We start from the raw sequence: 21,072 nt of genomic DNA on the forward strand, positions 1-21,072 counted from the left end.
AAAATCCAGCGATTTCAACCTTTAAGCCCACTTTCACATCTGCGCCGCTAACCCATTGGACGGGTGGCAAAACAGGTGGTGAGAGATGAGCGAAGGATCAAATGCGCCGATCATAATCAAGCGCAAGAAAGTCGTCAGCGGCGATGGGCATCATGGTGGTGCCTGGAAAGTGGCATATGCGGACTTTGTGACCGCCATGATGGCGTTCTTCATGCTGATGTGGCTTTTGAATGCCACGACCGAGCAACAGCGCAACGGCATTGCCGACTACTTCTCTCCGACGATCCCGATCAACCGGATTTCCGGTGGCGGCGACGGAACGCTTGGTGGCGATGATATCTTTTCGACCAACACTTTGGCACAGACTGGCAAAGGTGGTGTGGCGGACCAATCTGGTGACGCGGTGACCACGGCGACCGACTTTGATTCCGCGCAGGAAGCCGCAGCTTTGGAAGACCTTGAAGCCGCACTTCTCGGTATCGGTGGCGAAACGATGCTTGATGACAATATGCTGCGCCACATCGTGACCCGCCTGACAGACGAAGGTCTGGTGATTGAACTCTTTGATATAGAAGGCGCGCCCCTGTTTGTCGGCGACACTGCGGAACCGACGCAGATGACCAAGGAGCTATCGGCGCTTTTGGCGCGCGTGCTGCAGGTGGTCGATAACGATCTGGCATTGGCAGGTTACGTCCGGACGCAAAGTGTGTTGCGCATCGATTATCCGGTTTGGGATTTGTCGACCAATCGCGCGGCCAAGATCCGTGAACTGTTGGTGAGTGGCGGTACAGATCAGGGACGCATCGCCCGTCAGGCCGGACATGCCGACCAGGCACCAACGGACCCTGATCCACAAGCATTGCGCAATAACCGGATCGAACTGGTCGTGCTGCGCTCAGATCAATGACCGGTGTTAGGAGGACGTTAAGTCATCTGCCTTAGGTCATAACGCATAACGCTGAACGTTTGCCCAGAAAGGTGCTGTCTATGACGATTTCCTCCTCCCTTAATGCCTCTGTCGCGGGTCTGTCGGCAAATGCGTCGCGACTTGCCACGATTTCAGACAACATCGCGAACTCCTCGACCTTTGGGTACAAACGGGCAGAGACTGATTTTCATTCCATGGTGATTGAAAACAGTGTTGGGACATATTCTGCAGGCGGTGTGCGGGTCACCACACAGCGCTTGATTGATCAACGTGGCTCGCTTGTGTCCACCTCGAACCCGACTGATATCGCGGTGCGGGGGCGCGGCATGGTGCCAGTGACGCCGGAATCCTCGGTTTCTGTCACAAATGGTGAAAACCCGTTGCTTTTGCAGACAACGGGATCGTTCCGGCCTGATGCGCAGGGGTACCTGCGCAGCGAATCCGGTCTTGTGCTGATGGGGTGGCCCGCCAACCCGGACGGGACAATTCCGACCTTCCCACGCGATTCGGTGGATGGGTTGGAACCGGTACGGATCAATTCGAACCAGTTTACCGCAGAACCCACGACTGAGGTTGATCTGGCCGTCAACCTGCCCGCCACCTCGACAGAGGCAGGTGCCGCAGGTGACGTGGAGACCCTGTCGATCGAATATTTTGACAATTTGGGTAAGTCCGCCAACATCAGCATTTCCTTCACGCCGAACGTGCCTGCAACAGGCACGTCAAACGAGTGGAACATGCAGATCAATGACAGCGCATCGACACCCGCGCTGATCGGGGATTACACGCTGACATTCGATGATACGCGCGGTGCAGGCGGCACATTGCTTGGCGTGGCCGACACACTGGGCGGCGCTTACAACCCCGCTACCGGAGAAATCGTCGTTAACGTCGACGGTGGTCCTATGACAATCAATCTTGGCCCGCTTGGAAGTGCGTCAGGTCTGACCCAACTCTCTGATGCTTTCGCACCGGTCAATATCTCGAAAAATGGCACACCCGTGGGTGCGCTGACCTCAATCGAAATTGATCCAAACGGCTTTGTCCGTGCATCCTTTGATATTGGGATCAACCGGGTTCTCTATCAGATTCCGCTGATTGATGTGTCGAACGTCAACGGTCTGGAAACGCTGGACAATCAGACGTATCGCGTCACACCGAACAGTGGCACGTTCTTCATGTGGGATGCGGGCGACGGTCCCACAGGTGACATTGTGGGCTTTGCGCGAGAGGAATCCACCACCGACGTGGCGGGCGAACTGACAGAGCTGATCCAGACGCAGCGCGCATATTCATCCAATGCCAAGGTCATCCAGACCGTGGATGAGATGTTGCAAGAAACCACCAATATCAAACGCTAACTCCCGACTAAGGGCTGACTGATGAGCATTTCCCAATCCCTCAACAACGCTGTAAGCGGTCTGACCGCGACATCACGCATGGCAGAAGTCGTGTCTTCCAACCTGTCAAACGCACTAACCGAAGGTTACGCGCGCCGGGTTCTGGACACCTCATCCGCCTCTATTGGCGGGCAGGGTGCAGGAGTGCGCATTGACGGTGTGCGGCGAATCTCTGACCCTGGGTTGGTCGGGGACAGACGTCTTGCTGATGCGGCATTGGCGGCGCAGACACGGCTGTCAGACACTGTCGCTCGGCTCGAGGCGCAGTTTAGCGCGCCCGATGACCCGGCGGGCCTTGGCGGACGTGTGGCCGCCTTGGAGCAGGCCCTGGTGACAGCAGGTGCTGATCCTGCGTCTGATCAGCGATTGGGTGTTGTCGTGAACCGCCTGAACGAGGTGACTGCGGTCTTGCAACAGAACGCCCGTGACGTCCAATCGATGCGTCAGACGGCAGATGCCGACATCGCACGCGATGTCGGCAATCTGAACACCGCTTTGAAGCAAGTTGAGCAGCTGAACGCTGACATCAGCCGCGCGCGGATCACTGGCGGTGACCCTTCTGCCTTGATGGATGAACGTCAACGCGCCATCGACCGCATCGGTGAGATCGTGACTGTCAGAGAGGTCGCGCGCCCCAATGATCAATTAGCCCTGATCACGACCAGTGGTTTACAATTGCTGGATGGCCCCGCCATGCAGTTTGAGTTTTCACAGACCCCGACGATCACCGCATTCATGACTCTGGCGTCTGGCGGACTGTCCGGTGTGACCCGCGATGGAGTCCCGCTTGATCCCACGGACGGCTTTGGCAAATTGTCAGGCGGCTCACTTGCCGCTTCTTTTGCCGCCCGCGATACGAACCTTGTCGCAGCACAAACGGCTTTGGATGAAGTTGCGGCAGATCTGATCACTCGCTTTGCCGATCCGACGGTTGATCCAACATTGGGACCGACAGACGCTGGTCTGCTGACTGATGCTGGCGGCACACATGATCCGCTTGATATTGTCGGGCTTTCACGCCGCATTGCGGTCAATGCCGCTGTCGATCCGGCACAGGGCGGGGCCCTGTTTCGCGTTCGTGATGGCGTCAATGCAATTGCAGCTGGTCCAATTGGGGATGCAACACAGATTGACCGATGGGGTCAGGCGCTTTCCAGCGCGCAAACCATTGGTGGTGGCATCCCAGCATTGTCTGCGGTGGGTCAAATTGCGCGTGTCGCGGCACAATTTGGAACGGAGCGTGTCCAACTTGATGAGGCAGTGACATTCGCCGCAGCGCGTCGCGACACCCTATATCAAGCGGAACTCGCCGAAGGTGTTGATACCGATCAAGAGCTTCAGATGCTCTTGCGGATCGAACAGGCCTACGGTGCAAATGCGAAGTTGATGCAGACCATCAACGCGATGATCCAAACCCTGATGGAGATCTAGACATGCCTGTGACCAGTCTTGGGGACATGTCCCAGAATTTTCAATCGTTGCGACAGACGGGACAAATCAAGTCGCGTATCCAGACCTTGTCACAAGAGCTTTCGACCGGGCAACGCGCTGACCTCACGTCTCATATGCGGGGCGACACGACAGAATTGGCCGCACTCGATCGCGAGCTGACGGTGCTGAGTGGCTTTGATCAAATTACGCAGGAACTTGCCCGGAGCTTGGCACGTTCTCAAATGCAGCTTGCAGCGATTGACCAGACCCGCAACGCCTTGGCTGCACAACTGATCACGTTGAACGATGACACACTCGCACCGGAAGTCGACAAGGCTGTGTCCCGCGCGCGGACTGACTTTTCTGCGGTCGTCAACCTTTTGAACGGTCGCGATGGCGACCGCAGCCTTTTTGCAGGCCGTGCGGTCGACAGTGATGCGCTCGCCGACGCAGAAGCAATGTTAGCCGACATTGTGACAGCAATCGGTGGGGCCACAGATGCAGCCTCAATTGAGGCAGCGATCACCACATGGTTTGACGACCCTGCCGGTGGATTTGCAACAATGGGCTATCTTGGTGACACAGGTGCGGCAATGTCCCGCAAAATCAGCGCGACAGAGACGTTGTCGCTGGACGCGCGGGCAGACGATGTCGGTGTCAAAGAGCTCCTGAAAGGTGTGGCAATGGCGGCGATTGCCGATGTACTATCGCCAACGCTCGCCACTAAGGACCAGTCACGGCTGGCGCGAAGCGGTGCGGACACATTGTTCGCGGCGTCGACGCCGTTTGTTCAACTGCAGTCGCGCATCGGGGAAAACGAAGAACGCATTTCGTTGGCGCAGACGACTCATTCAGCGCAACGCACGTCATTCACGCTTGCCCGTAACGACATTGCACTGGCCGATCCCTTTGAGACGGCAACGCTGCTTCAGGACATGCAGCGCCAGCTCGAACTTCAATTCGCGACAACCGCACGAATGTCACAACTTAGCTTGGTCAATTATTTATGAAAAACCTGATACAGACGACCCTCGTGCTTGCGCTAGCGCTTTGGCAAACTGCAGCGCAAGCCGCACCCATCCGGCTTAAGGATCTGGTCGAATTTGACGGTGTCCGTACCAATGATCTTGTGGGTTATGGACTTGTGGTTGGCCTGAATGGGACCGGCGATGGTTTGCGTAACTCACCATTCACCGAAGAGATCATGGTAAATATTCTGGAACGCCTTGGCGTAAACGTCACAGGAGAACAGTTCCGCCCCAAGAACGTGGCCGCAGTTCTTGTCACCGCATCACTACCACCATTCGCGCGGGCGGGTAGTCCGATTGATGTGACGGTATCGGCGATTGGCGACGCAAATAGCTTGCTTGGCGGCACTTTGATTATGACACCGCTGAATGCAGCCGATGGCGAAATTTATGCCGTCGCCCAAGGGACGATTATCGCAGGTGGCATCGCGGCAGAGGGGGAAGCCGCCCGTGTGGTGCAGGGCGTTCCAACCGCGGGCACAATTCCCGGCGGCGCGACCGTTGAACGAGAGGTCGATTTTGACTTCAGCGGGCTAACCCAAGTGCGCCTCGCATTGCGGACACCTGATTTCACCACAGCAGCACGGATTGAATCTGCGATTAATCAAACTGTCGGTCGATCCGTGGCATTTATGATTGATGCAGGCACAGTTAGGCTGGATATAGAAGCAATGCACATGGCCTCGCCGGCACATGCGCTTGGCCGCATTGAGAACATCTTGGTTGAACCGGAGCGGCGCGCGCGTGTCGTCGTGGACCAAAGATCCGGGACAATCGTAATGGGCGAGGATGTGCGGATCAGCCGTGTCGCGGTTAGTCAGGGAAACTTGACGCTTCGAATTCAGGAGGCGCCTTTGGTCTCACAGCCAAACCCGTTTTCGCCCGGGGAAACCGTGGTTGTCCCGCGTACAAATGCTGCGATTGATCAGGAGCCTGGGACCGGACTTGCAGTTGTGCCCGAGGGAACGTCTTTGAGCCAAGTCATCGCTGGTTTGAATGCTCTCGGCGTCGCACCCAACGACATGATAGATATCCTGAAGAGTATCAAAGCGAGTGGTGCGCTTCACGCGGAGTTCATTGTGCAATAAGCGGCGATGACCCCGAATATTATTCGGGAGTCTCACTGCCAACAAAAATCCGGTCGGATTGATATCGAGAATTCGCCCGACTCTTGCTTGTCGAAGGCGCCGAGCCGACATCAGTGTCGGGTGTGCAACGCAGGGAGATGTCTTTGGAGTAGTAGCACATGCTAGATCGAGGGTGCGACGATCAGCTTGAGCACCCTAGTCTCAAACTGTGAAATGGCATTGCTATTCCTTCGCCGGGTCATTGTGAAATGTGAATTCGTGCGGCTTCTAGATCCTGCGCAGCACAGCTTGTTCTCCAAGCAAAAGCCGATCAACTGTACCCACGAACCAAGCTTGCTGCGATCAAAGCCCAGCCGTCAGCAACGACAAAGAAGGCCAGCTTGAACGGCAATGACACGATAGCTGGAGGAACCATCATCATGCCCATCGACATCAGTACGGCCGCGACGACGAGGTCGATAATCAGAAATGGCAAAAAGATCATGAAGCCAACCTGAAACGCGTGCTCTATCTCGCTCAGCAGGAATGATGGCACCAAAACCGACAAAGGGGCGTTCATGGGTGCCAGCCCGGGCGCTAAATCTGGACGCAGTGAGGCAAGTTCCGACAAGGTATCACCATCGACCCGTGCGGACATAAATTCTCGAAGAGGATCCATCGCCCGTATGAACCCATCTTCAAGCGCGATCGCGCCGTCCATCATCGGGCGGATGCCAGATGTCCAGCTTTCGACAAAGACCGGTTCCATCACGAAATACGTCAGGAACAACGCCAGTGATATCATCAGCATGTTCGGCGGAGATTGTTGAAGTCCGATAGCTTGGCGCAAGATCGCAAGGACCGTCACGATGAACGGGAAACAGGTGACCATAATTGCGATGCCAGGCACAAGGCTGAGAATGGTGACCAATGCAAGCAATTGGATTGATCTAGTTGCGAGCGAGCCATCTTCACCCAAAGTCAACGTCACTTCTTGTCCGAATGCCGGGCTTGCCAGGCAAAGGACCGCCAGTGCAATTGCACCGCAAAGTGCCCAGGGTTTAGGCCAGATCGCGTGTATCACTGATCACTTCCGTTAGACGGACTGCAAGTTGCCCATGCTCGCCACCTTCCAATTCCTGTAGTTCGCCACGGGCGATCAGGCGATCCCCGACATAGAGTTCGACGGGATCGTCGATCCGACGGTCCAGCGGCAAAACTGCGTTTTGCCCAAGCTCCAACAGTTCTTGAATAGCTGGGCGCGCTTTGCCGACAGAGATTGTGATTTCAATTGGGATTTTCTGCAAAAGGCTGGATCCGCCCGATTTGGCGGTCGGCGTTTCGGCAATCGCAGCTTCGGTTTCATCCATGGTTTTCATGCTCCTGCATCATATCGAAGAATCCAGTCAGCGTTTCGCGCATACCTTCAAGCACCGCATCAACGTCGATGGCTGTCTCTTCCGGGCCGCGCTGCACAAGCGCGCCATGCGGTGTCAGATCATTGCGGCTGATGACGGTGACATCTGAAAATGCGAGCTGTGTCAGCAACGTTTGCACCGCATCGACCTGATCTGGGTGCAGCGCCAATTGGCAGGGTTGCCTTACATCCTCGGACGCAGCTGATTGCAACTGCTCGATCAACCTTGTCCGGAAGGTGGTGTCGACAGTTACGGGCAGGATGTGCTCTGACAGCTTTTCGAAGAATGGCGCCAAACTCATCAGAACGGTTTGCCGCGCCTCTGCAAATCCAAATGCTATATCCTCGATCGATTGCACAAGCGCTTGATCGATTTGATCTTGTTCCGCTTTTGCTGCGGCGATGCCGGCTGCGAACCCGGCCTCATAACCGGGTAAACCTTCGACGGTCGGAGGGGAGGGATCGGCGGCATCCGCCGACGCAAAATCCTGCAATGCCAGCATCAATGCCATGTTTAGGCCTTTTCAGTTGATTGAGGGTCTTCCATCCAATCCTGCAGGATCTGGACAGTTTCGGTTTCCCGCTCTGCGATCATTTCGCGCAAACGAGCGACCGCATCAGGGGGCGCAACAGTTCCTTCGATCAGCGGCGCGCTACTCAGCTCTGCCTCGGCGCCTTCTGGTCCGGTCACATCAAGTGGTGCAGGCAAAGATGGATTTGGCCCCACCGGTTGTGCGTTGGTCAAAACCGGACGCACAACAAAAAGCCCAAGGATCAACGCAACCACCGCAGCAACACCAATCTGGATGAGTTGCATGACGTTCAAAGGTTGGTTGAGGACGCCGCCGCCGACCGCCTCTGAGCCCAAAGTCGGCAAGGGGTCAAACGGGAGGGATCGCAACGTCAACACATCGCCACGCGCGGTATCCAATCCGACCGCAGAGGCGACAAGTTCTTCCAGATCGGCAAGTTCTTCAGCTGTGCGTGGTGTGCTTTCAATGGTGCCATCGGCACTGGTTGCTTGCACTTCATTGACCAGGACCGCGACGGTCAATCGCTTGATATCACCGGGCGCGCGGACAACTTGTCGTTCGGTCTGGGAAATTTCATAGTTCGTCAAAGCCCGGGTTTCGCTGTTGTCATTGCTGGACGTGCCGCCATTTGCGCCTGCGTCACCATCCGGCAAGTTCGAAGCGACGGTGACGTCTCCGCCACGGGTGTCTTGGGCCTTTGCTTCGCTTTCTGTGACGTCGGTGCTGATGGCGACACGACTGTCGGGATCAATCAACCGCTCTGTAATCGATTCGCTTTCGGTCACTGTGTCGACTGTGATCTCAACCACGGCATTGCCTGGGCCGACCCGCGCGGCCAGCAAACGCTCGGCCTGATCACGCAACATCGCGGCTTTATCGTCGCTTGCTGCCCCGACTGGTGCGCCTGTTGCGTCGGACAATAGACCCCCGCGGTCATCAATGACGGCCACGTCGTTGGGATCAAGGCCCGAGACTGCGGCTGCCACAAGGTATTGAAATGCTTTGATTTGCTGCGCGCTCAACGCATTCGCGGTTGTTGTGAGCGTCACGGCGGCCGTCGCCTTTTGATCGCGCGCGAAGGCGCGGCTGCTGGGCGTCGAGATGTGCACACGCGCTGCCCGGATGGTGGGATTCGCAAGGATCGTCCGCGCCAGCTCTCCCTCGCGGGCGCGCCAGTATGCGGCATCAAACATTTGACTTGTTGTGCCAAAGCCGGACAAGCCGTCCAGTAGCTCATAGCCCTGTGCGCCAGCAGCGGGCAGGCCCTCGCCGGCCAGCGACATCCGCAGCGCATCGCGCATGGCTGCGTCAACATAGATGGCCCCGCCGCGCACCTCGTAGACGACGCCCCGCGCGTCCAGGGCGGTGATCACATCGCCCGCAGCTGCTGACTCCAGCCCGCCATAGAGGAGTGTGAGGTCTTTTTGTGATGCTGCACGCGCCACAAAGAGGACCGCCAGAAATACGGCGACCGTCGCCCCGACGACAACCAGCCGCCGTCCTGCGCTTAATGTCGACCAAACCGCCAATAGGTTCTGCAATTGGATTCTCCAGATCAACCGAACGTTCTGTTCGTTAACCTGCTTATGGCCCCAACAGACTTAACAATCGGTTAGGGCTTGGCGGTTTATGACGGTGCAACCAAAGATTTTAAGAGGTCCGTTATGTCAGCCGCAGCTGATCCTGAATTAGAAGCTCCCCCGAAGAAGTCGAAACTCCCTTTGATTCTTGGGGTTGTTCTGGCGTTGGCGGGTGGCGGCGGCGGGTTTTTTGCAGTGAGCTCGGGAATGATTCTGGGCAATAGCGAATCGGGTGCTGAGGGCGAAAAAGAAGCCGCAGCCGGGCACGATGAGCACGCGGAAGGAGATGATGGCATCCCCAAGGCGAGTGCTGCGTTTGTACCCATTGATCCGCTTGTCATCTCGATTTCCGGCACCAATGGCACGCGATTTTTGCGCTTTGGTGCTCAACTTGAAGTGCCGCCGGAACACGAGGCGACCGTGGCCGCGACATTGCCCCGCGTGGTTGATGTGCTCAATGGATATCTGCGCGCGGTGGATATTGAAGAACTTGCTGATCCGGATGTGCTGGTACGACTGCGCGGGCAAATGCTGCGCCGTGTCCAAGTGGTGACTGGTCAGGATCAGGTGCGCGACCTGCTGATCATGGAATTTGTGCTGAACTAGAAAGGGACAGCCATGGCCTTTATTGCCGATCTTTTACTACTTGCCGGGGCGCTTGGCGCCGGCTTCTACTGTCACATTTTGGCGCGACGGCTGCGGCGATTTACGGACCTTGAAAAAGGGGTCGGTGGCGCGGTCGCCCTGTTGTCTGCACAGGTCGATGACCTCTCAAAATCGTTGGAATCAGCGCAATCGACCGCCACCAATTCTGTCAGTACCCTGTCAGACGTGAGCGCCCGCGCCGAAAAAGCGGCGCGTCATCTGGAGCTTTTGGTGGCCTCCATGCATGATCTGCCCGCTGAGGCGCCCGCAGACACGAACCCGTTTTATGTCCGCCCGTCCGGGACACAACAATGAGCGGCGCAAAACGACCACGCAAGAAACGCGGCACACTTCATATTATTGCGGCGCTACTGGTGACCTCGGCTGTGCTGCGGATCACAACGACCGGAGCAGCTGTTGCCGAAAGTGCGACGATGGTCGAACCTTCGCCAGAGGAATTGGTTGCACCCGCGTCGCAACCGCCTATCGCAGCGGGCGATGCTGAAGGTTTGCTGCGGGCGTTGCAGGAACGCGAAGCCCGACTGGCAGCAAGAGAGGCGCAGTTCCTCGACCGAATGCAGGCCCTTCGCCTGGCCGAATCGGAAGTGGCAGAACAGCTCGCGGCATTGTCCGCCGCCGAAGAAGCGTTGCGCGCAACAATCGCATTAGCTGATACGGCTGCCGAAAGCGATTTGGAGCGTCTGACGCGAGTCTACGAGAATATGAAGCCCAAGGACGCAGCTGAGCTTTTTGAGCAAATGACACCTGACTTTGCAGCAGGGTTCCTTGGATTGATGGAGCCAGTGGCAGCGGCCCAGATCATGACCCTCATCGAGCCCGATATTGCCTATTCGATCAGCGCGGTCCTGGCCGGGCGCAATGCTGGTGTGCCGACACAGTGATCCGCACGGTTCATTAACCTGCTTGGTGCATGGTGTGCGCATGGCAAGTGCGCCTTTTGGAAAGGACGTTTTCAATGATTGGCCTTATTGGCATCGCGATCGTTTTTATCATGGTGTTCGGCGGCTACTTGCTGGCCGGCGGCAAGATGGGAATCATCCTGAAGTCTCTGCCGTTTGAAATGATTATGATCGGTGGTGCCGCCTTGGGCGCGTTCGTCATCGCCAACGATATGAGTGGGATCAAGCACACCATTGCTGACGTTGGGAAGGTCTTCAAAGGCCCCAAATACAAACGGCAAGACTATCAGGACCTGATGTGCCTGCTGTTCGAATTGATACGAATCGCCCGCGCAAATCCGGTGGAGCTTGAAGGACATATCGAGGCGCCGGACGAAAGCAGTGTTTTCGGCAAGTATCCAAAACTGCTGAAGGACAAGGAATCAATTTCCTTGATCTGCGACACGATGCGTTCGGCGTCTATGAACTATGACGACCCACATCAGGTTGAAGAAGTGCTCGAAAAGCGGATCGAGGCAACGCACCATCACAAAATGCACTCCAGCCATGCTTTGCAAACCATTGCGGATGGGTTGCCGGCATTGGGAATTGTGGCCGCCGTGCTGGGCGTGATCAAAACGATGGGGTCCATCGATCAGCCGCCCGAGGTGTTGGGTAAGTTGATTGGTGGCGCGCTCGTCGGGACCTTCCTTGGTGTCTTTCTGGCCTATGGATTGGTGGGGCCGTTTTCGGTGCGCGTAAAATCCGTTATCGAAGAAGATGCGCATTTCCAACAACTCATCCGAGAGATCCTGATCGCAAACCTGCACCGTCACGCTCCGAATATTTGTATCGAAGTCGGGCGTCAGAATGCGCCCAGCCATCTACGCCCCGACTTCGGCGAGCTGGAAGAGGCTCTCAAGACCGTTAAGCAAGAGGCTGCATGAATGCGGTTGGCAATCGTCATCCTCTGTCTACTTCCGACGGTTCTTTGGGCGGAAACCGCGACGATCCGCACGGGCTGGCACCCTACATTCACACGGATTGTCATTGCGATCCCGCAGGGCGCTGACTGGCAGGTGGGGCGGACAGATGCAGGTTTTGGCTTTCAGGCGGAAGGAGTCACTGATTTTGAAACTAATGGCTTTTTTGCTCGCCTGCCACTTGACCGCATTGCGCAGGTCGACGTCGAAGAGGCGCGGCTGAACCTCGCATTGTCCTGTGATTGTCATGCAGATGCGTTCTTGTGGCGTCCGGATCGCGTGGTCGTTGATATTCGTGACGGCGTTGCTGCCGCGGACAACCCATTTGAGGTTGCGCTGACCCGCGAACCAACGGAACCAGAGCAGACAGCGTCGGCGATCGAGCTTGATCTCTTGCCCCGCCCCCGGCCGCCTGTTGCAATTAACGACGTCTTGCCAGTTGTGACGGAAGAACCCGCCGCGCCTGACTTGAGCGAAATCGAGGCGCGGATCATAGATGGTTTAACCCGCGCTGCTGATCAGGGATTGCTGACCCTCTCACCTGGCGCACTGCCGTCTCAACCTGCTGAAGTCGTGGCCGATGAAGGTGCGACGCAAGAGAAACAATTGCCGACCCCGCAACCGGTGGAGACTATTCTATCCCAGCTGCCTGCCAGGTCTGGCGTTCGCGCAAGAACGAGTGTCGATGTCGGTTTGGAGCTTGGCGCTTTGGAACAGCCTGCTGTTGTCGCTCCAACAGCCTGTTGGCCGGATTCGCATGTTCAGGTCACAAATTGGGCAGAAGGCGACAAATTTTCTGAAGAAATCGGGAAACTGCGCAGTCGAATTTACGGCGAATTCGACCGGGTTGACCATGACGCAGTCACTGCCTTGGCGCGCAGCTACCTTTATTTTGGGTTCGGTCGCGAAGCAACACAGACGCTCCAGATTGATTCTGACAACACAGCTGAACGTGTCGCGATCGTTGCACTCGCCCACATCATCGATGGTGAACTAGAGCAGGCAACGGGACTGGCAGAACAGATATCTTGCTCGGGCGAGGTCGCACTTTGGGCGTTTTTGGCAACACCAGTCGGAGCGATCGAAGAGTTGGCCGATGCAGATCGACTTGTTCGGCAATTCAAGACCCTGCCTGTTTATCTGCGAGTTCATCTCTCGCCTGCCCTGGCAGCGCGGCTTGTCGCCGTAGGACGGGTTGATGCCGCCGAAAATCTGTTGTCCATCGGTGCCGCGCAACAAAGTATCTCCGTCGAAAGCGCGGTGGTCGTGGCGGATATTGCACTTGAACGTGGTGATTTCGAAGACGCTGAAGAAACACTTTCAACGCTGGCAGCGAATAACCGAGACGTTACGCCCACCGCCTTGTTGGACTTGATTGCATTACAACTAAACAGAGGGTTTCCGGTTGATCCGGCGGTGATGTCACTGCTTGAAACGAAGCGGTTCGAATATAGGGGGGATCCGATAGATGCGGATCTGGCAGCAATCCAGATCAAGGCGGAAGTGGCGTCTGGCCGTCATGGTGCAGCCTTGGACATCTTGCGCGCATCGTTGGATTTGGAGGAAAAGTTTCCACGCTCAGAACTCAACGCTCTAATTGCCCGCGACGTCACCGAAAAAGCAAAAGACATGCCGTTCTTGGAATACGCATTTGCGGCAGAAGCAGCCGATTTGAATTCAGAAACCAGCAACGGTTTGTCCGAACGCTTACTGGCCCTTGGGTTTGCTGATCGCGCAATTGAGTTATTGTCTTCTTCCGCCAGTGGTGACGCCATGGCGGAACGACGGTATCTGCGCGCTATGGCGGCGATGCAACTGGGTGATAGAGACACAGCAGAAGTTCATCTTGCGGGAATGACGTCCGCACGCGCTTTGGCAATTTTGAATGGGTCAGGGTCGTCAGATGGGCAGTCACCTGAGAGTGTTGAAACAGCGTGGCGGACAAACAACTGGTCTTCGCTGGCGACGTCCGAGGATCCTCTCTTGCAGTCTGCATCTGAACTTGCGTTACGGCAAACGTCCTCAACACCAGATCCAAACCAGCCCTTAGCCCAGGGCCGCGCATTGATTGAACAGGCAGCTGCGACCCAAAACACGGTGAGCGCATTGCTCAATCGATTTGATGCACCTCAAATCGACGCAAATTGATGGGTTTGGTCAGATTTTGGTAACCAAAAACAACTAATCCTCTTCTTAATTGAATTGGAGAATGTGGATAATGTGCAGAACGCCAGTGTCCAAGTCGAACCCTTTACGGGGTCTCGAAAAAGCACGTTTGTTCAGGCACTTGCGGCTACGTGATCCGCTAAGTGCAAAACGCTTTCGCCGTCGCCGGAAACGGATTGAACCAGTTGCGCCGTTTCATTGGCCGACCCTTCTGTGGCGAGGCGTGCAATGAATCAGATTTCGAACATTAGCTTTCGTTTCAACCCAACGATCCTGCTGGCCGTGGCATTGATGGCAATCATTGTCATGATGATCCTGCCTATGCCGGCTTGGGTTCTTGACATTGGACTCGCCGGGTCCTTCGCGCTCGCAATCTTGATGTTTACCGTGACGCTTTTCATCCAGCGCCCACTCGATTTTTCGGCTTTTCCGACGGTGCTTTTGGCATCACTCATGCTGCGTCTGTCTTTGAACGTCTCATCGACAAAACTCATCATCGGGGAGGGGCATACAGGGACGAACGCCGCAGGCGACGTGATTGAAGGCTTTGCGATGTTCGTGATGAGCGGCAACGTTTTGCTGGGCTTGGTCGTTTTTTGTGTCCTGCTGATCGTCAACTTCGTGGTGATCAATAAAGGAGCGACGCGCATGGCGGAAGTCGGCGCGCGATTTGCGTTGGACGCCATGCCCGGCAAACAATTGGCAATTGACAGCGATGTTGCGGCTGGCGCAATCGACCACGAAGAGGCGAAACGCAGGCGCGAACTTGAACAGGCTGAAACCACGTTCTTTGGGTCACTTGATGGTGCATCGAAGTTTGTGAAAGGCGACGCAATCGCAGGGCTATTGATCACAGCACTCAACTTGATCATGGGGCTGATCATCGGCATTGCAATCCACGACATGCCGCTTGGGCAAGCTTTTGAAACTTACGCCATTCTGACGGTGGGTGACGGACTCGTAAGCCAAATTCCTGCAGTCATCATATCGATTGCCGCGGCCCTCTTGCTTGCGCGCGGTGGCGCGACAGGCGCGACGGACCTGGCGATCGTTGATCAATTGGGTCGCCATCCTGCGGCGCTTTCTACGGTGGCGGTCCTCATGGGATTGTTCGCGCTGGTTCCAGGACTGCCGTTTTTGCCTTTCGTTTTGGGATCAGTCGTCTTGGGCGTCTGCGCGTTTGTACTGGTTCAATCCGCCAAAGCGCGCGAAGTGGCCAAAGCACTGCCAGATGTGCCTGCTGAAACAGCGCCACCCACGGCTTCCGTTGGCGACATGTTGGATTTGGACGACATCCATGTGGAATTCGCCCCTGATCTCGTCGACATGGTACTGGATCCGGGTACCGGGCTGGACGCGCGGATCGCAAATATGCGCAACCATATCGGTACGGCATTCGGTGTTCTGCTGCCTGAAATTCGACTGACCGACAACGCAGCATTGCCGCCCGGTGTTTATGTCGTTCATGTTCAAGGGGTCGAACAGGCTCGCGACCTTCTCAAGGCCAATCACGTTCTGGCACTTTTGCCTGATGGGGACAGCCACGCGCTGGATGGAGAGGTCGTGTCTGAACCGGTCTATGGGGCACCCGCGAAATGGATCACTATCGATCAACAGGAAAGTGCTGCCATGGATGGTCTGACCACTGTTCAGCCAACCGAAGTTCTGGCGACGCACCTGCTTGAGATCGTAAAGCGAAACTTCGGGCGGTTGCTTACGCACAAGGCTCTGCGTCGGCGCCTGGACGAAATGACGACGCTGACTGACACAGACCGTGCAAGCGCCAACCAAAAATTGCTGGACGAATTGATGCCTGACAAGGTGCCGATGGACGTTTTGTTGTCAGTAATGCGCCTACTATTGGAAGAGCGGGTTTCGGTTCGAAATCTGCCTCTGATCCTCGAGGCGATTGCGGAAGCGCGGCAGGTTCACCAGACCATTGACGGCATAACAGAGCATGTCCGCCAGCGGCTTGGTTTTCAGCTGGTCGCAGAAGTGCGGCGCGACGACGGCACCATCCCCTTGGTCCAATTGGCACCCGAATGGGAAGACGCGTTTACAACCTACGAATTGCGTGGCGAACGGGGCGGGGCCGATGTGGCACTACCGCCTGAGACGTTCAACAAACTGGCCGATGGCATTGCGGACAAACTGTCGCAAGCAGCACAACAAGGTGCATATGCCGCTGTAGTCACATCCATGCGGCGGCGACGGTTCTTGCGTACAGTCATGGCTGCGCGCGGCATTTTGAATCCGGTCTTGTCGTTCGAGGAGATCGGAATTGATGCCAAACCGGCCCTTGTCGGTCTCGTAGCGGCATGATTGCAGAGCTTCTCGTTCTCTTGCCCATCGCGCAGTCCGCGCTTTGGGCTGGTTTCGTCGTGTTTCTGCGTGTTGCTGCCATGATGTCCCTGTTCCCAGCCTTTGGGGAGCAAAGTGTGCCTGTCCGGCTACGCCTTGCCATAGCGCTTGCGTTTGTCCTGATCGTCACGCCGGTCCTTTCGGTGCAGACCGGCCCGATCCCTTCGGACATTTTGCCCGCGATTGTACTGCTGTTCCCCGAGGTTTTGACCGGTCTGTTCTTCGGGCTATTGCTACGCTTTTTCGTCTTCGCACTTCAGATCGCAGGCACCATTGCGGCGCAATCAACGTCGCTTTCTCAGATTTTCGGCGGCTCCGCCGGGGTAGACCCACAACCGGCGATGGGGCACGTCCTTGTCGTCTCGGGCCTCGCATTGGCAGCGATGATGGGGTTGCACGTGCAGTTGACCGCCTACATCTTGCAGTCCTACGCTCTCGTCCCTCTGGGTGTTTGGTTGATGCCGGATGTCGCCGTTGATCTGGGCGTCCGCGCAGTCGGCAAAACATTTGCGCTGGGCTTTACGCTGGCGGCACCGTTCTTGATCGCGTCGTTGATCTACAACGTCACCTTGGGCGTAATAAACCGCGCCATGCCGCAATTGATGGTGTCTTTTGTGGGTGCGCCAGCGATCACTGCCGGAGGCCTGTTGCTGTTGGTGCTGACTGCACCACTGATGCTGTCAATCTGGCTAGAGGCTTTTGCCCTTGTCGTCATGAACCCGGCAGGTGGCTGGGAATGAGCGGGGACAACAGCGACGAAGACAAGCAATTCGAGCCCAGCCAAAAGAAGCTGGATGATGCGCGCAAAAAGGGCGAAATCCCGCGTTCTGTCGACCTGACGACGGCCGCCGCCTATGGTGGGATCCTGGCTGCGGCATTCGCGTTTGGGCCAAATGCAATGGTCAATCTGGGCGATGCGATGATGATCCTGATCGATCAGGCCGATCAGCTGGCGCGCGTTACGTTTGAGGGATCACGCACCCCAATCATTGGTGGCATTTTGCAGCAAGTGGTCTGGTCCGTCGCGCCGCTATTTGGCGTACCTGCGCTTTTTGCTGTGCTCGCGGTGATCGGACAGCGCGCCTTTGTCGTGGCGCCGGCGCGGGTTAAGCCGAAGCTTTCCAACATCTCGTTATTGCAAGGCTTCAAGAAGAAATTTGGCCGTAACGGGTTCTTTGAATTCGCGAAAAGCTTCTCTAAATTGCTGATCTTCAGTGCTGTTCTTTTCCTGTTTTTGTGGCAGCAGATGGACCGCATGATCGGTGCGATGTTCATGTCGCCCGGCATGATCGTGGTGTCGCTTTTGCGGCTGGTATTGACCCTCTTGCTGATCGTTCTGGCCATTGCGTTGGCGATCGGCGCCATCGATTTTTTGTGGCAGCGGGCAGAGCATCTGCGCAAGCACCGCATGTCCCGAAAAGAAATGATGGATGAACTCAAGCAGTCTGAGGGTGATCCGATGATGAAACAGCAGCGCCGCCAAAAGGGCATGGATTTGGCTACAAATCAGATGCTGGCCGATGTGCCGGACGCCAACGTCGTTGTTGTGAATCCGACCCACTATGCGGTTGCTCTCAAGTGGGACCGAATGTCAGCGACAGCGCCGGTGTGCGTAGCCAAAGGCACGGATGAAATTGCCGCACGGATCAGAGAGGTTGCTGCCGAAAACGGCGTACCTTTGCATTCCGACCCGCCAACCGCCCGGGCACTTCACGCGACCGTTGACATCGGAGATGAGATTCCTCCCGATCACTACCAAGCCGTCGCCGCCGCGATCCGGTTTGCAGAGAGCATCCGCGCCAAAGCGACGGCACGCAGATGAAGACGAAAGAGCTTCACGCATTGCAAGGCCTCGCAGAGGTTGCATTTGCTGCCGACCAGTCGAAACTGGCGCAGATCAACGCGCAAGAACAGGCGATCCGGTCCCAACTGGATGGGCTGATCACCGAGCGTGGACAACAGGGATTAGCAGTGACGCCGGGCTCTGCCGCGCTCAAGGCGGGGGCAAATGTGCGCTGGCATCGCTGGATTGATCACCGGCGCGAATCTCTGAACCGAGATCTGGCTGCAACACTGGCAGAGAAGGCGCGCGTGATCGCGCGCGTCCGACAATCGTTTGGCAAGAAAGAAGCCCTGACTGCACTTGTGGCGCGGGTCAGGGCTGCGGAAAGTCAGGTCAAAAGTCGCAGGCGCGATCAAACGTCCTGACGGACGATATCCAGGACCAGCACATCAAGAGCAGTTTTGCCCAGCACGGCCTGCGCGCTGGCGAGCAAGTCCTCACGCAGGATCCGCATGTTGCTTGTACTCGTGAAATTCCCGGAAAATCCGCCGATATTGGCGTGGTTGAACATCACTTGTAGCAGCCCGTCGCGTAGGCGCGGTTCGACGGCCAGAACGGCTTCTTCGCCGCCTGGTGGGACCGCGATCCCAATTGACAAAACAACCATTGCGGCGATTTTGTCGTCGGCAATCACCGGGATAACAAATTGATCTTCAAGTTGCGCATAGGCGACCTCTTCCGCCGGAACCTCTGACGTTACTTCGGGGGCCTCGGCAGAAACGTGTGTTTCGCCAGGCAAACAATGCGTTTCGTTCGCGGCGTGTTCTTCGGTCGGGGCGGGGCGGAGCATGATGCCGGCTCCAACGCCTGCCCCGGTGCCGATCAACGCGAGGATCAATGGAAAGAGCATTTTCATATGGGCACCTCTGATCAGAAAGGAAGGATGGCTTCGATGGCTTGCTGGCCATAGCGCGGTTGTTGCATGTCTGTGATCTGCCCGCGTCCGCCATAAGAAATCCGGGCCGAGGCGATCTTGTCATACGTGATCTCGTTTTGTCGGGTCACATCGGCAGGCCTGACAAAGCCCGATACCAGCAGCTCTCGCAATTCAAAGTTGACCCGCACCTCTTGCTGGCCTTGGATCGCGAGCACACCATTGGGAAGAACATCAGTAATCGTGGCGGCGACACGCAAGGTCAGTTTTTCATTCCGGCGGACCGACCCGTCACCAGAGGACGAGCTGTTGGAATTGATGCCAACCGCGTTGCCGAGCGAGGCCCCATCCGGCAGGCGCGGATCAACCCGTTGCGGCAGGCCCAAAAGCTGGGGGACAGCCATTTGTTGCGCGGCGCTTCGGGATCGATCCGAGGAATTTGAGATTTCAGCCTGATCGTCAATTTCGATCACGACCGTCAGGATATCGCCACGCTGCATCGCGCGCCGGTCGCCCAGCAATGAACCGCGATCACCCGTCCAAAGCGACGCGCTTGACCCCGGAAACCGGGGCGCACGGTCCACCACTTGCGGCAAGCTATAGGTCACCATCGCGGTGCGATCATCTGTTGCCACGATCGAGGTCATCTCGGGCGCATTGCCAAGAGGTGTGCTGCTGCACGCAGCCAAAAAGCCAAGCATCAAAAAACTAGCGCGAAACATAGGCGGCTCCATCCTCTCCGATCCGGGCAGAAACTGTACTGCGGGACGACAAATTCATGATCCGCACAACTTCTCCGACACCGGCGCGACCCAATGACCGCCCTTCGGTCGCGATGTAGAGACCGCCGGTGTTGTAGATGAGCGGCACGATCTGATTGCGGTCGACGATTGCCGGAAATCCAACATCGGCAGGGCGCACCGGTCGGCCGGCGTAGAGGGCGACGCGCGCCTCCATCCCGATCAATAGCAGTGGGTCGTCCACACCGCCGTTTGAGGCGACATTGCGTAACAGTAAATCTTCTGCTCGGATCAGCGATTGTGCCGGAATGGTGCGCGCGGCGACCAAAACCTCTGCCGCTGCCGGACCGGCGATCAGGACTAAGAAGAATGCAAGGCGGATCATCGGATCTGCACCATGGCACCCAACATTTGGTCGCCAGCGGTGATCACTTTGGAATTCAACTCGTACCCGCGCTGCGCCTCGATCAGGTCAGTGACTTCTTTGACCGGATCAACCGAACTATCCTCGAGGTATCCTTGCCGCAAAACACCCAACCCGTCTTGGCCTGGATCATTCACAACCGACGGACCAGAGGCGGGCGTTTCAAGGAACAGGTTCGATCCAATTGCCTCTAACCCTTTTGGATTGGTAAAGCTCGCAAGGGTGAATTGGCCTAGCAACTGTGGCTGAATTTGGTCAACAAAATAGGCGTAAACCTCGCCCTCTGCATTGATCGAGATTGACCGCGCGTCCTGCGGGATTGTGATATCTGGCACGACAGGAAAACCATCGGCAGTCACGATTTGCCCTTCGCCTGTCCGTTTCAACGCGCCGTCACGCGTATAGGCGGGAACACCGCTGGGCAGCGTGACTTCCAGATAGCCTTGCCCTTCGATGGCGACATCCAAGTCACCACCCGTTTGTCCAAGTGCGCCCTGCGACAGCATCATGCTGACCGCGCTGGCCCGCACGCCCAGACCCAATTGCACACCGGTCGGCAATTGCGTCCCGTCCGAGGCATTGATGGTGCCTGGTCGCGCCAATTGCTGGTAATGCAGATCGGCAAATTCAGCGCGGCGGGCGTTGTAGCCGGTCGTCGACATGTTGGCGAGGTTGTTGGAAATCACTTCCACCCGCATTTGTTGGGCGGTCATCCCGGCGGCTGCAATTTTGAGTGCGCGCATGAGATTTCTC

The 21,072-nt window shown here is 56.7% G+C and carries 22 protein-coding genes; 14 read left to right on the plus strand and 8 right to left on the minus strand.

All coding sequences use genetic code 11. The annotated features are described in order from the left end of the window. Positions 1 to 85 precede the first annotated feature (85 nt). From AB3Y40_RS16565 to AB3Y40_RS16585, 5 genes are all read left to right on the plus strand, one after another. On the plus strand, positions 86 to 907 hold the full coding sequence (locus tag AB3Y40_RS16565) for a flagellar motor protein MotB (RefSeq protein WP_369439989.1): 822 nt from the start codon (positions 86 to 88) through the stop codon (positions 905 to 907). Positions 908 to 987: 80 nt separating this feature from the next. Continuing rightward, positions 988 to 2,289 carry a flagellar hook protein FlgE gene (locus AB3Y40_RS16570; protein ID WP_369439990.1) on the plus strand — a complete coding sequence of 434 codons (1,302 nt, stop codon included), beginning with the start codon at positions 988 to 990 and terminating at the stop codon, positions 2,287 to 2,289. A 21-nt stretch (positions 2,290 to 2,310) separates the two neighbouring features. Further along, the gene (flgK, locus tag AB3Y40_RS16575) at positions 2,311 to 3,759 is read left to right on the plus strand and encodes a flagellar hook-associated protein FlgK (protein ID WP_369439991.1); all 1,449 of its coding nucleotides are present in this window, start codon (positions 2,311 to 2,313) and stop codon (positions 3,757 to 3,759) included. 2 nt (positions 3,760 to 3,761) lie between these two features. Beyond that, positions 3,762 to 4,769 (plus strand): flagellar biosynthesis protein FlgL, encoded by a 1,008-nt coding sequence (locus AB3Y40_RS16580; RefSeq protein WP_369439992.1) that lies wholly within the window; start codon positions 3,762 to 3,764, stop codon positions 4,767 to 4,769. After that, positions 4,766 to 5,875, plus strand: coding sequence for a flagellar basal body P-ring protein FlgI (locus AB3Y40_RS16585; protein WP_369439993.1), 1,110 nt, complete (start codon positions 4,766 to 4,768; stop codon positions 5,873 to 5,875). The genes AB3Y40_RS16580 and AB3Y40_RS16585 overlap by 4 nt, the downstream gene beginning before the upstream one ends. A 310-nt stretch (positions 5,876 to 6,185) precedes the next feature. Here the strand turns inward: AB3Y40_RS16585 and fliP are convergent, their stop codons facing one another. From fliP to fliF, 4 genes are read right to left on the minus strand one after another with little or no spacing between them, the layout of a single operon-like run. Further along, positions 6,186 to 6,938 carry a flagellar type III secretion system pore protein FliP gene (fliP, locus tag AB3Y40_RS16590; protein ID WP_459553999.1) on the minus strand — a complete coding sequence of 251 codons (753 nt, stop codon included), beginning with the start codon at positions 6,936 to 6,938 and terminating at the stop codon, positions 6,186 to 6,188. Next, a complete protein-coding gene (locus AB3Y40_RS16595; protein ID WP_369439994.1) occupies positions 6,916 to 7,224 on the minus strand; it encodes a FliM/FliN family flagellar motor switch protein in 309 nt (102 codons plus the stop codon). The genes fliP and AB3Y40_RS16595 overlap by 23 nt, the downstream gene beginning before the upstream one ends. Continuing rightward, a complete protein-coding gene (locus AB3Y40_RS16600) occupies positions 7,217 to 7,783 on the minus strand; it encodes a hypothetical protein (RefSeq protein WP_369439995.1) in 567 nt (188 codons plus the stop codon). The genes AB3Y40_RS16595 and AB3Y40_RS16600 overlap by 8 nt, the downstream gene beginning before the upstream one ends. A gap of 2 nt (positions 7,784 to 7,785) precedes the next feature. Continuing rightward, on the minus strand, positions 7,786 to 9,345 hold the full coding sequence (gene fliF, locus AB3Y40_RS16605) for a flagellar basal-body MS-ring/collar protein FliF (protein WP_369439996.1): 1,560 nt from the start codon (positions 9,343 to 9,345) through the stop codon (positions 7,786 to 7,788). A gap of 123 nt (positions 9,346 to 9,468) precedes the next feature. Here fliF and AB3Y40_RS16610 point away from each other — a divergent pair, with 123 nt between their 5' ends. From AB3Y40_RS16610 to AB3Y40_RS16650, 9 genes are all read left to right on the plus strand, one after another. Next, the gene (locus AB3Y40_RS16610) at positions 9,469 to 9,990 is read left to right on the plus strand and encodes a flagellar basal body-associated FliL family protein (RefSeq protein WP_369440245.1); all 522 of its coding nucleotides are present in this window, start codon (positions 9,469 to 9,471) and stop codon (positions 9,988 to 9,990) included. A gap of 12 nt (positions 9,991 to 10,002) precedes the next feature. Beyond that, positions 10,003 to 10,344: a hypothetical protein gene (locus AB3Y40_RS16615; RefSeq protein ID WP_369439997.1), complete on the plus strand. Its 342-nt coding sequence runs from the start codon at positions 10,003 to 10,005 to the stop codon at positions 10,342 to 10,344. Next, positions 10,341 to 10,931, plus strand: a complete 591-nt coding sequence (locus tag AB3Y40_RS16620) for a MotE family protein (RefSeq protein WP_369439998.1) — start codon at positions 10,341 to 10,343, stop codon at positions 10,929 to 10,931. Before AB3Y40_RS16615 ends, AB3Y40_RS16620 begins: the two co-directional genes overlap by 4 nt. A 74-nt stretch (positions 10,932 to 11,005) precedes the next feature. Then, entirely contained in the window at positions 11,006 to 11,875 is an 870-nt protein-coding gene (gene motA, locus AB3Y40_RS16625) for a flagellar motor stator protein MotA (RefSeq protein WP_369439999.1), read from the plus strand. Further along, entirely contained in the window at positions 11,876 to 14,059 is a 2,184-nt protein-coding gene (locus AB3Y40_RS16630; protein WP_369440000.1) for a tetratricopeptide repeat protein, read from the plus strand. Between the two features lie 246 nt (positions 14,060 to 14,305). After that, complete coding sequence (flhA, locus tag AB3Y40_RS16635; protein ID WP_369440001.1) at positions 14,306 to 16,399, plus strand: flagellar biosynthesis protein FlhA; 2,094 nt, start codon at positions 14,306 to 14,308, stop codon at positions 16,397 to 16,399. Then, a complete protein-coding gene (locus tag AB3Y40_RS16640) occupies positions 16,396 to 17,178 on the plus strand; it encodes a flagellar biosynthetic protein FliR (protein ID WP_369440002.1) in 783 nt (260 codons plus the stop codon). Before flhA ends, AB3Y40_RS16640 begins: the two co-directional genes overlap by 4 nt. Continuing rightward, positions 17,175 to 18,260, plus strand: a complete 1,086-nt coding sequence (locus AB3Y40_RS16645; protein ID WP_369440003.1) for an EscU/YscU/HrcU family type III secretion system export apparatus switch protein — start codon at positions 17,175 to 17,177, stop codon at positions 18,258 to 18,260. The genes AB3Y40_RS16640 and AB3Y40_RS16645 overlap by 4 nt, the downstream gene beginning before the upstream one ends. After that, a complete protein-coding gene (locus AB3Y40_RS16650; RefSeq protein ID WP_369440004.1) occupies positions 18,257 to 18,646 on the plus strand; it encodes a hypothetical protein in 390 nt (129 codons plus the stop codon). Before AB3Y40_RS16645 ends, AB3Y40_RS16650 begins: the two co-directional genes overlap by 4 nt. Here AB3Y40_RS16650 and AB3Y40_RS16655 read toward each other — a convergent pair. Genes AB3Y40_RS16655 through flgG form a run of 4 tightly spaced genes read right to left on the minus strand, consistent with a single transcriptional unit; the run spans position 18,634 to position 21,062 of the window. After that, positions 18,634 to 19,137 carry a flagellar basal body-associated FliL family protein gene (locus AB3Y40_RS16655; protein WP_369440005.1) on the minus strand — a complete coding sequence of 168 codons (504 nt, stop codon included), beginning with the start codon at positions 19,135 to 19,137 and terminating at the stop codon, positions 18,634 to 18,636. The two genes, AB3Y40_RS16650 and AB3Y40_RS16655, sit on opposite strands and share 13 nt — an antisense overlap. Before the next feature lie 14 nt (positions 19,138 to 19,151). Continuing rightward, complete coding sequence (flgH, locus tag AB3Y40_RS16660; protein WP_369440006.1) at positions 19,152 to 19,877, minus strand: flagellar basal body L-ring protein FlgH; 726 nt, start codon at positions 19,875 to 19,877, stop codon at positions 19,152 to 19,154. Next, positions 19,864 to 20,280, minus strand: coding sequence for a flagellar basal body P-ring formation chaperone FlgA (flgA, locus tag AB3Y40_RS16665; protein ID WP_369440007.1), 417 nt, complete (start codon positions 20,278 to 20,280; stop codon positions 19,864 to 19,866). Before flgA ends, flgH begins: the two co-directional genes overlap by 14 nt. Further along, positions 20,277 to 21,062, minus strand: a complete 786-nt coding sequence (gene flgG / locus AB3Y40_RS16670; RefSeq protein ID WP_369440008.1) for a flagellar basal-body rod protein FlgG — start codon at positions 21,060 to 21,062, stop codon at positions 20,277 to 20,279. Before flgG ends, flgA begins: the two co-directional genes overlap by 4 nt. Between the last annotated feature and the right edge of the window lie 10 nt (positions 21,063 to 21,072).

It is taken from the genome of Yoonia sp. R2331 (genome assembly GCF_041103235.1).
In the GTDB taxonomy this organism is placed as follows: domain Bacteria; phylum Pseudomonadota; class Alphaproteobacteria; order Rhodobacterales; family Rhodobacteraceae; genus CANMYO01.

What these genes read in the sequence shown, in the direction of transcription:
- AB3Y40_RS16565 (WP_369439989.1), top strand. Translation starts at nt 86, where the DNA reads ATGAGCGAAGGATCAAATGCGCCGATCATAATCAAGCGCAAGAAAGTC.
- AB3Y40_RS16570 (WP_369439990.1), top strand. Translation starts at nt 988, where the DNA reads ATGACGATTTCCTCCTCCCTTAATGCCTCTGTCGCGGGTCTGTCGGCA.
- flgK (WP_369439991.1), top strand. Translation starts at nt 2,311, where the DNA reads ATGAGCATTTCCCAATCCCTCAACAACGCTGTAAGCGGTCTGACCGCG.
- AB3Y40_RS16580 (WP_369439992.1), top strand. Translation starts at nt 3,762, where the DNA reads ATGCCTGTGACCAGTCTTGGGGACATGTCCCAGAATTTTCAATCGTTG.
- AB3Y40_RS16585 (WP_369439993.1), top strand. Translation starts at nt 4,766, where the DNA reads ATGAAAAACCTGATACAGACGACCCTCGTGCTTGCGCTAGCGCTTTGG.
- AB3Y40_RS16595 (WP_369439994.1), bottom strand. Translation starts at nt 7,224, where the DNA reads ATGGATGAAACCGAAGCTGCGATTGCCGAAACGCCGACCGCCAAATCG.
- AB3Y40_RS16600 (WP_369439995.1), bottom strand. Translation starts at nt 7,783, where the DNA reads ATGGCATTGATGCTGGCATTGCAGGATTTTGCGTCGGCGGATGCCGCC.
- AB3Y40_RS16610 (WP_369440245.1), top strand. Translation starts at nt 9,469, where the DNA reads ATGTCAGCCGCAGCTGATCCTGAATTAGAAGCTCCCCCGAAGAAGTCG.
- AB3Y40_RS16615 (WP_369439997.1), top strand. Translation starts at nt 10,003, where the DNA reads ATGGCCTTTATTGCCGATCTTTTACTACTTGCCGGGGCGCTTGGCGCC.
- AB3Y40_RS16620 (WP_369439998.1), top strand. Translation starts at nt 10,341, where the DNA reads ATGAGCGGCGCAAAACGACCACGCAAGAAACGCGGCACACTTCATATT.
- motA (WP_369439999.1), top strand. Translation starts at nt 11,006, where the DNA reads ATGATTGGCCTTATTGGCATCGCGATCGTTTTTATCATGGTGTTCGGC.
- AB3Y40_RS16630 (WP_369440000.1), top strand. Translation starts at nt 11,876, where the DNA reads ATGCGGTTGGCAATCGTCATCCTCTGTCTACTTCCGACGGTTCTTTGG.
- flhA (WP_369440001.1), top strand. Translation starts at nt 14,306, where the DNA reads ATGAATCAGATTTCGAACATTAGCTTTCGTTTCAACCCAACGATCCTG.
- AB3Y40_RS16640 (WP_369440002.1), top strand. Translation starts at nt 16,396, where the DNA reads ATGATTGCAGAGCTTCTCGTTCTCTTGCCCATCGCGCAGTCCGCGCTT.
- AB3Y40_RS16645 (WP_369440003.1), top strand. Translation starts at nt 17,175, where the DNA reads ATGAGCGGGGACAACAGCGACGAAGACAAGCAATTCGAGCCCAGCCAA.
- AB3Y40_RS16650 (WP_369440004.1), top strand. Translation starts at nt 18,257, where the DNA reads ATGAAGACGAAAGAGCTTCACGCATTGCAAGGCCTCGCAGAGGTTGCA.
- AB3Y40_RS16655 (WP_369440005.1), bottom strand. Translation starts at nt 19,137, where the DNA reads ATGAAAATGCTCTTTCCATTGATCCTCGCGTTGATCGGCACCGGGGCA.
- flgH (WP_369440006.1), bottom strand. Translation starts at nt 19,877, where the DNA reads ATGTTTCGCGCTAGTTTTTTGATGCTTGGCTTTTTGGCTGCGTGCAGC.
- flgA (WP_369440007.1), bottom strand. Translation starts at nt 20,280, where the DNA reads ATGATCCGCCTTGCATTCTTCTTAGTCCTGATCGCCGGTCCGGCAGCG.
- flgG (WP_369440008.1), bottom strand. Translation starts at nt 21,062, where the DNA reads ATGCGCGCACTCAAAATTGCAGCCGCCGGGATGACCGCCCAACAAATG.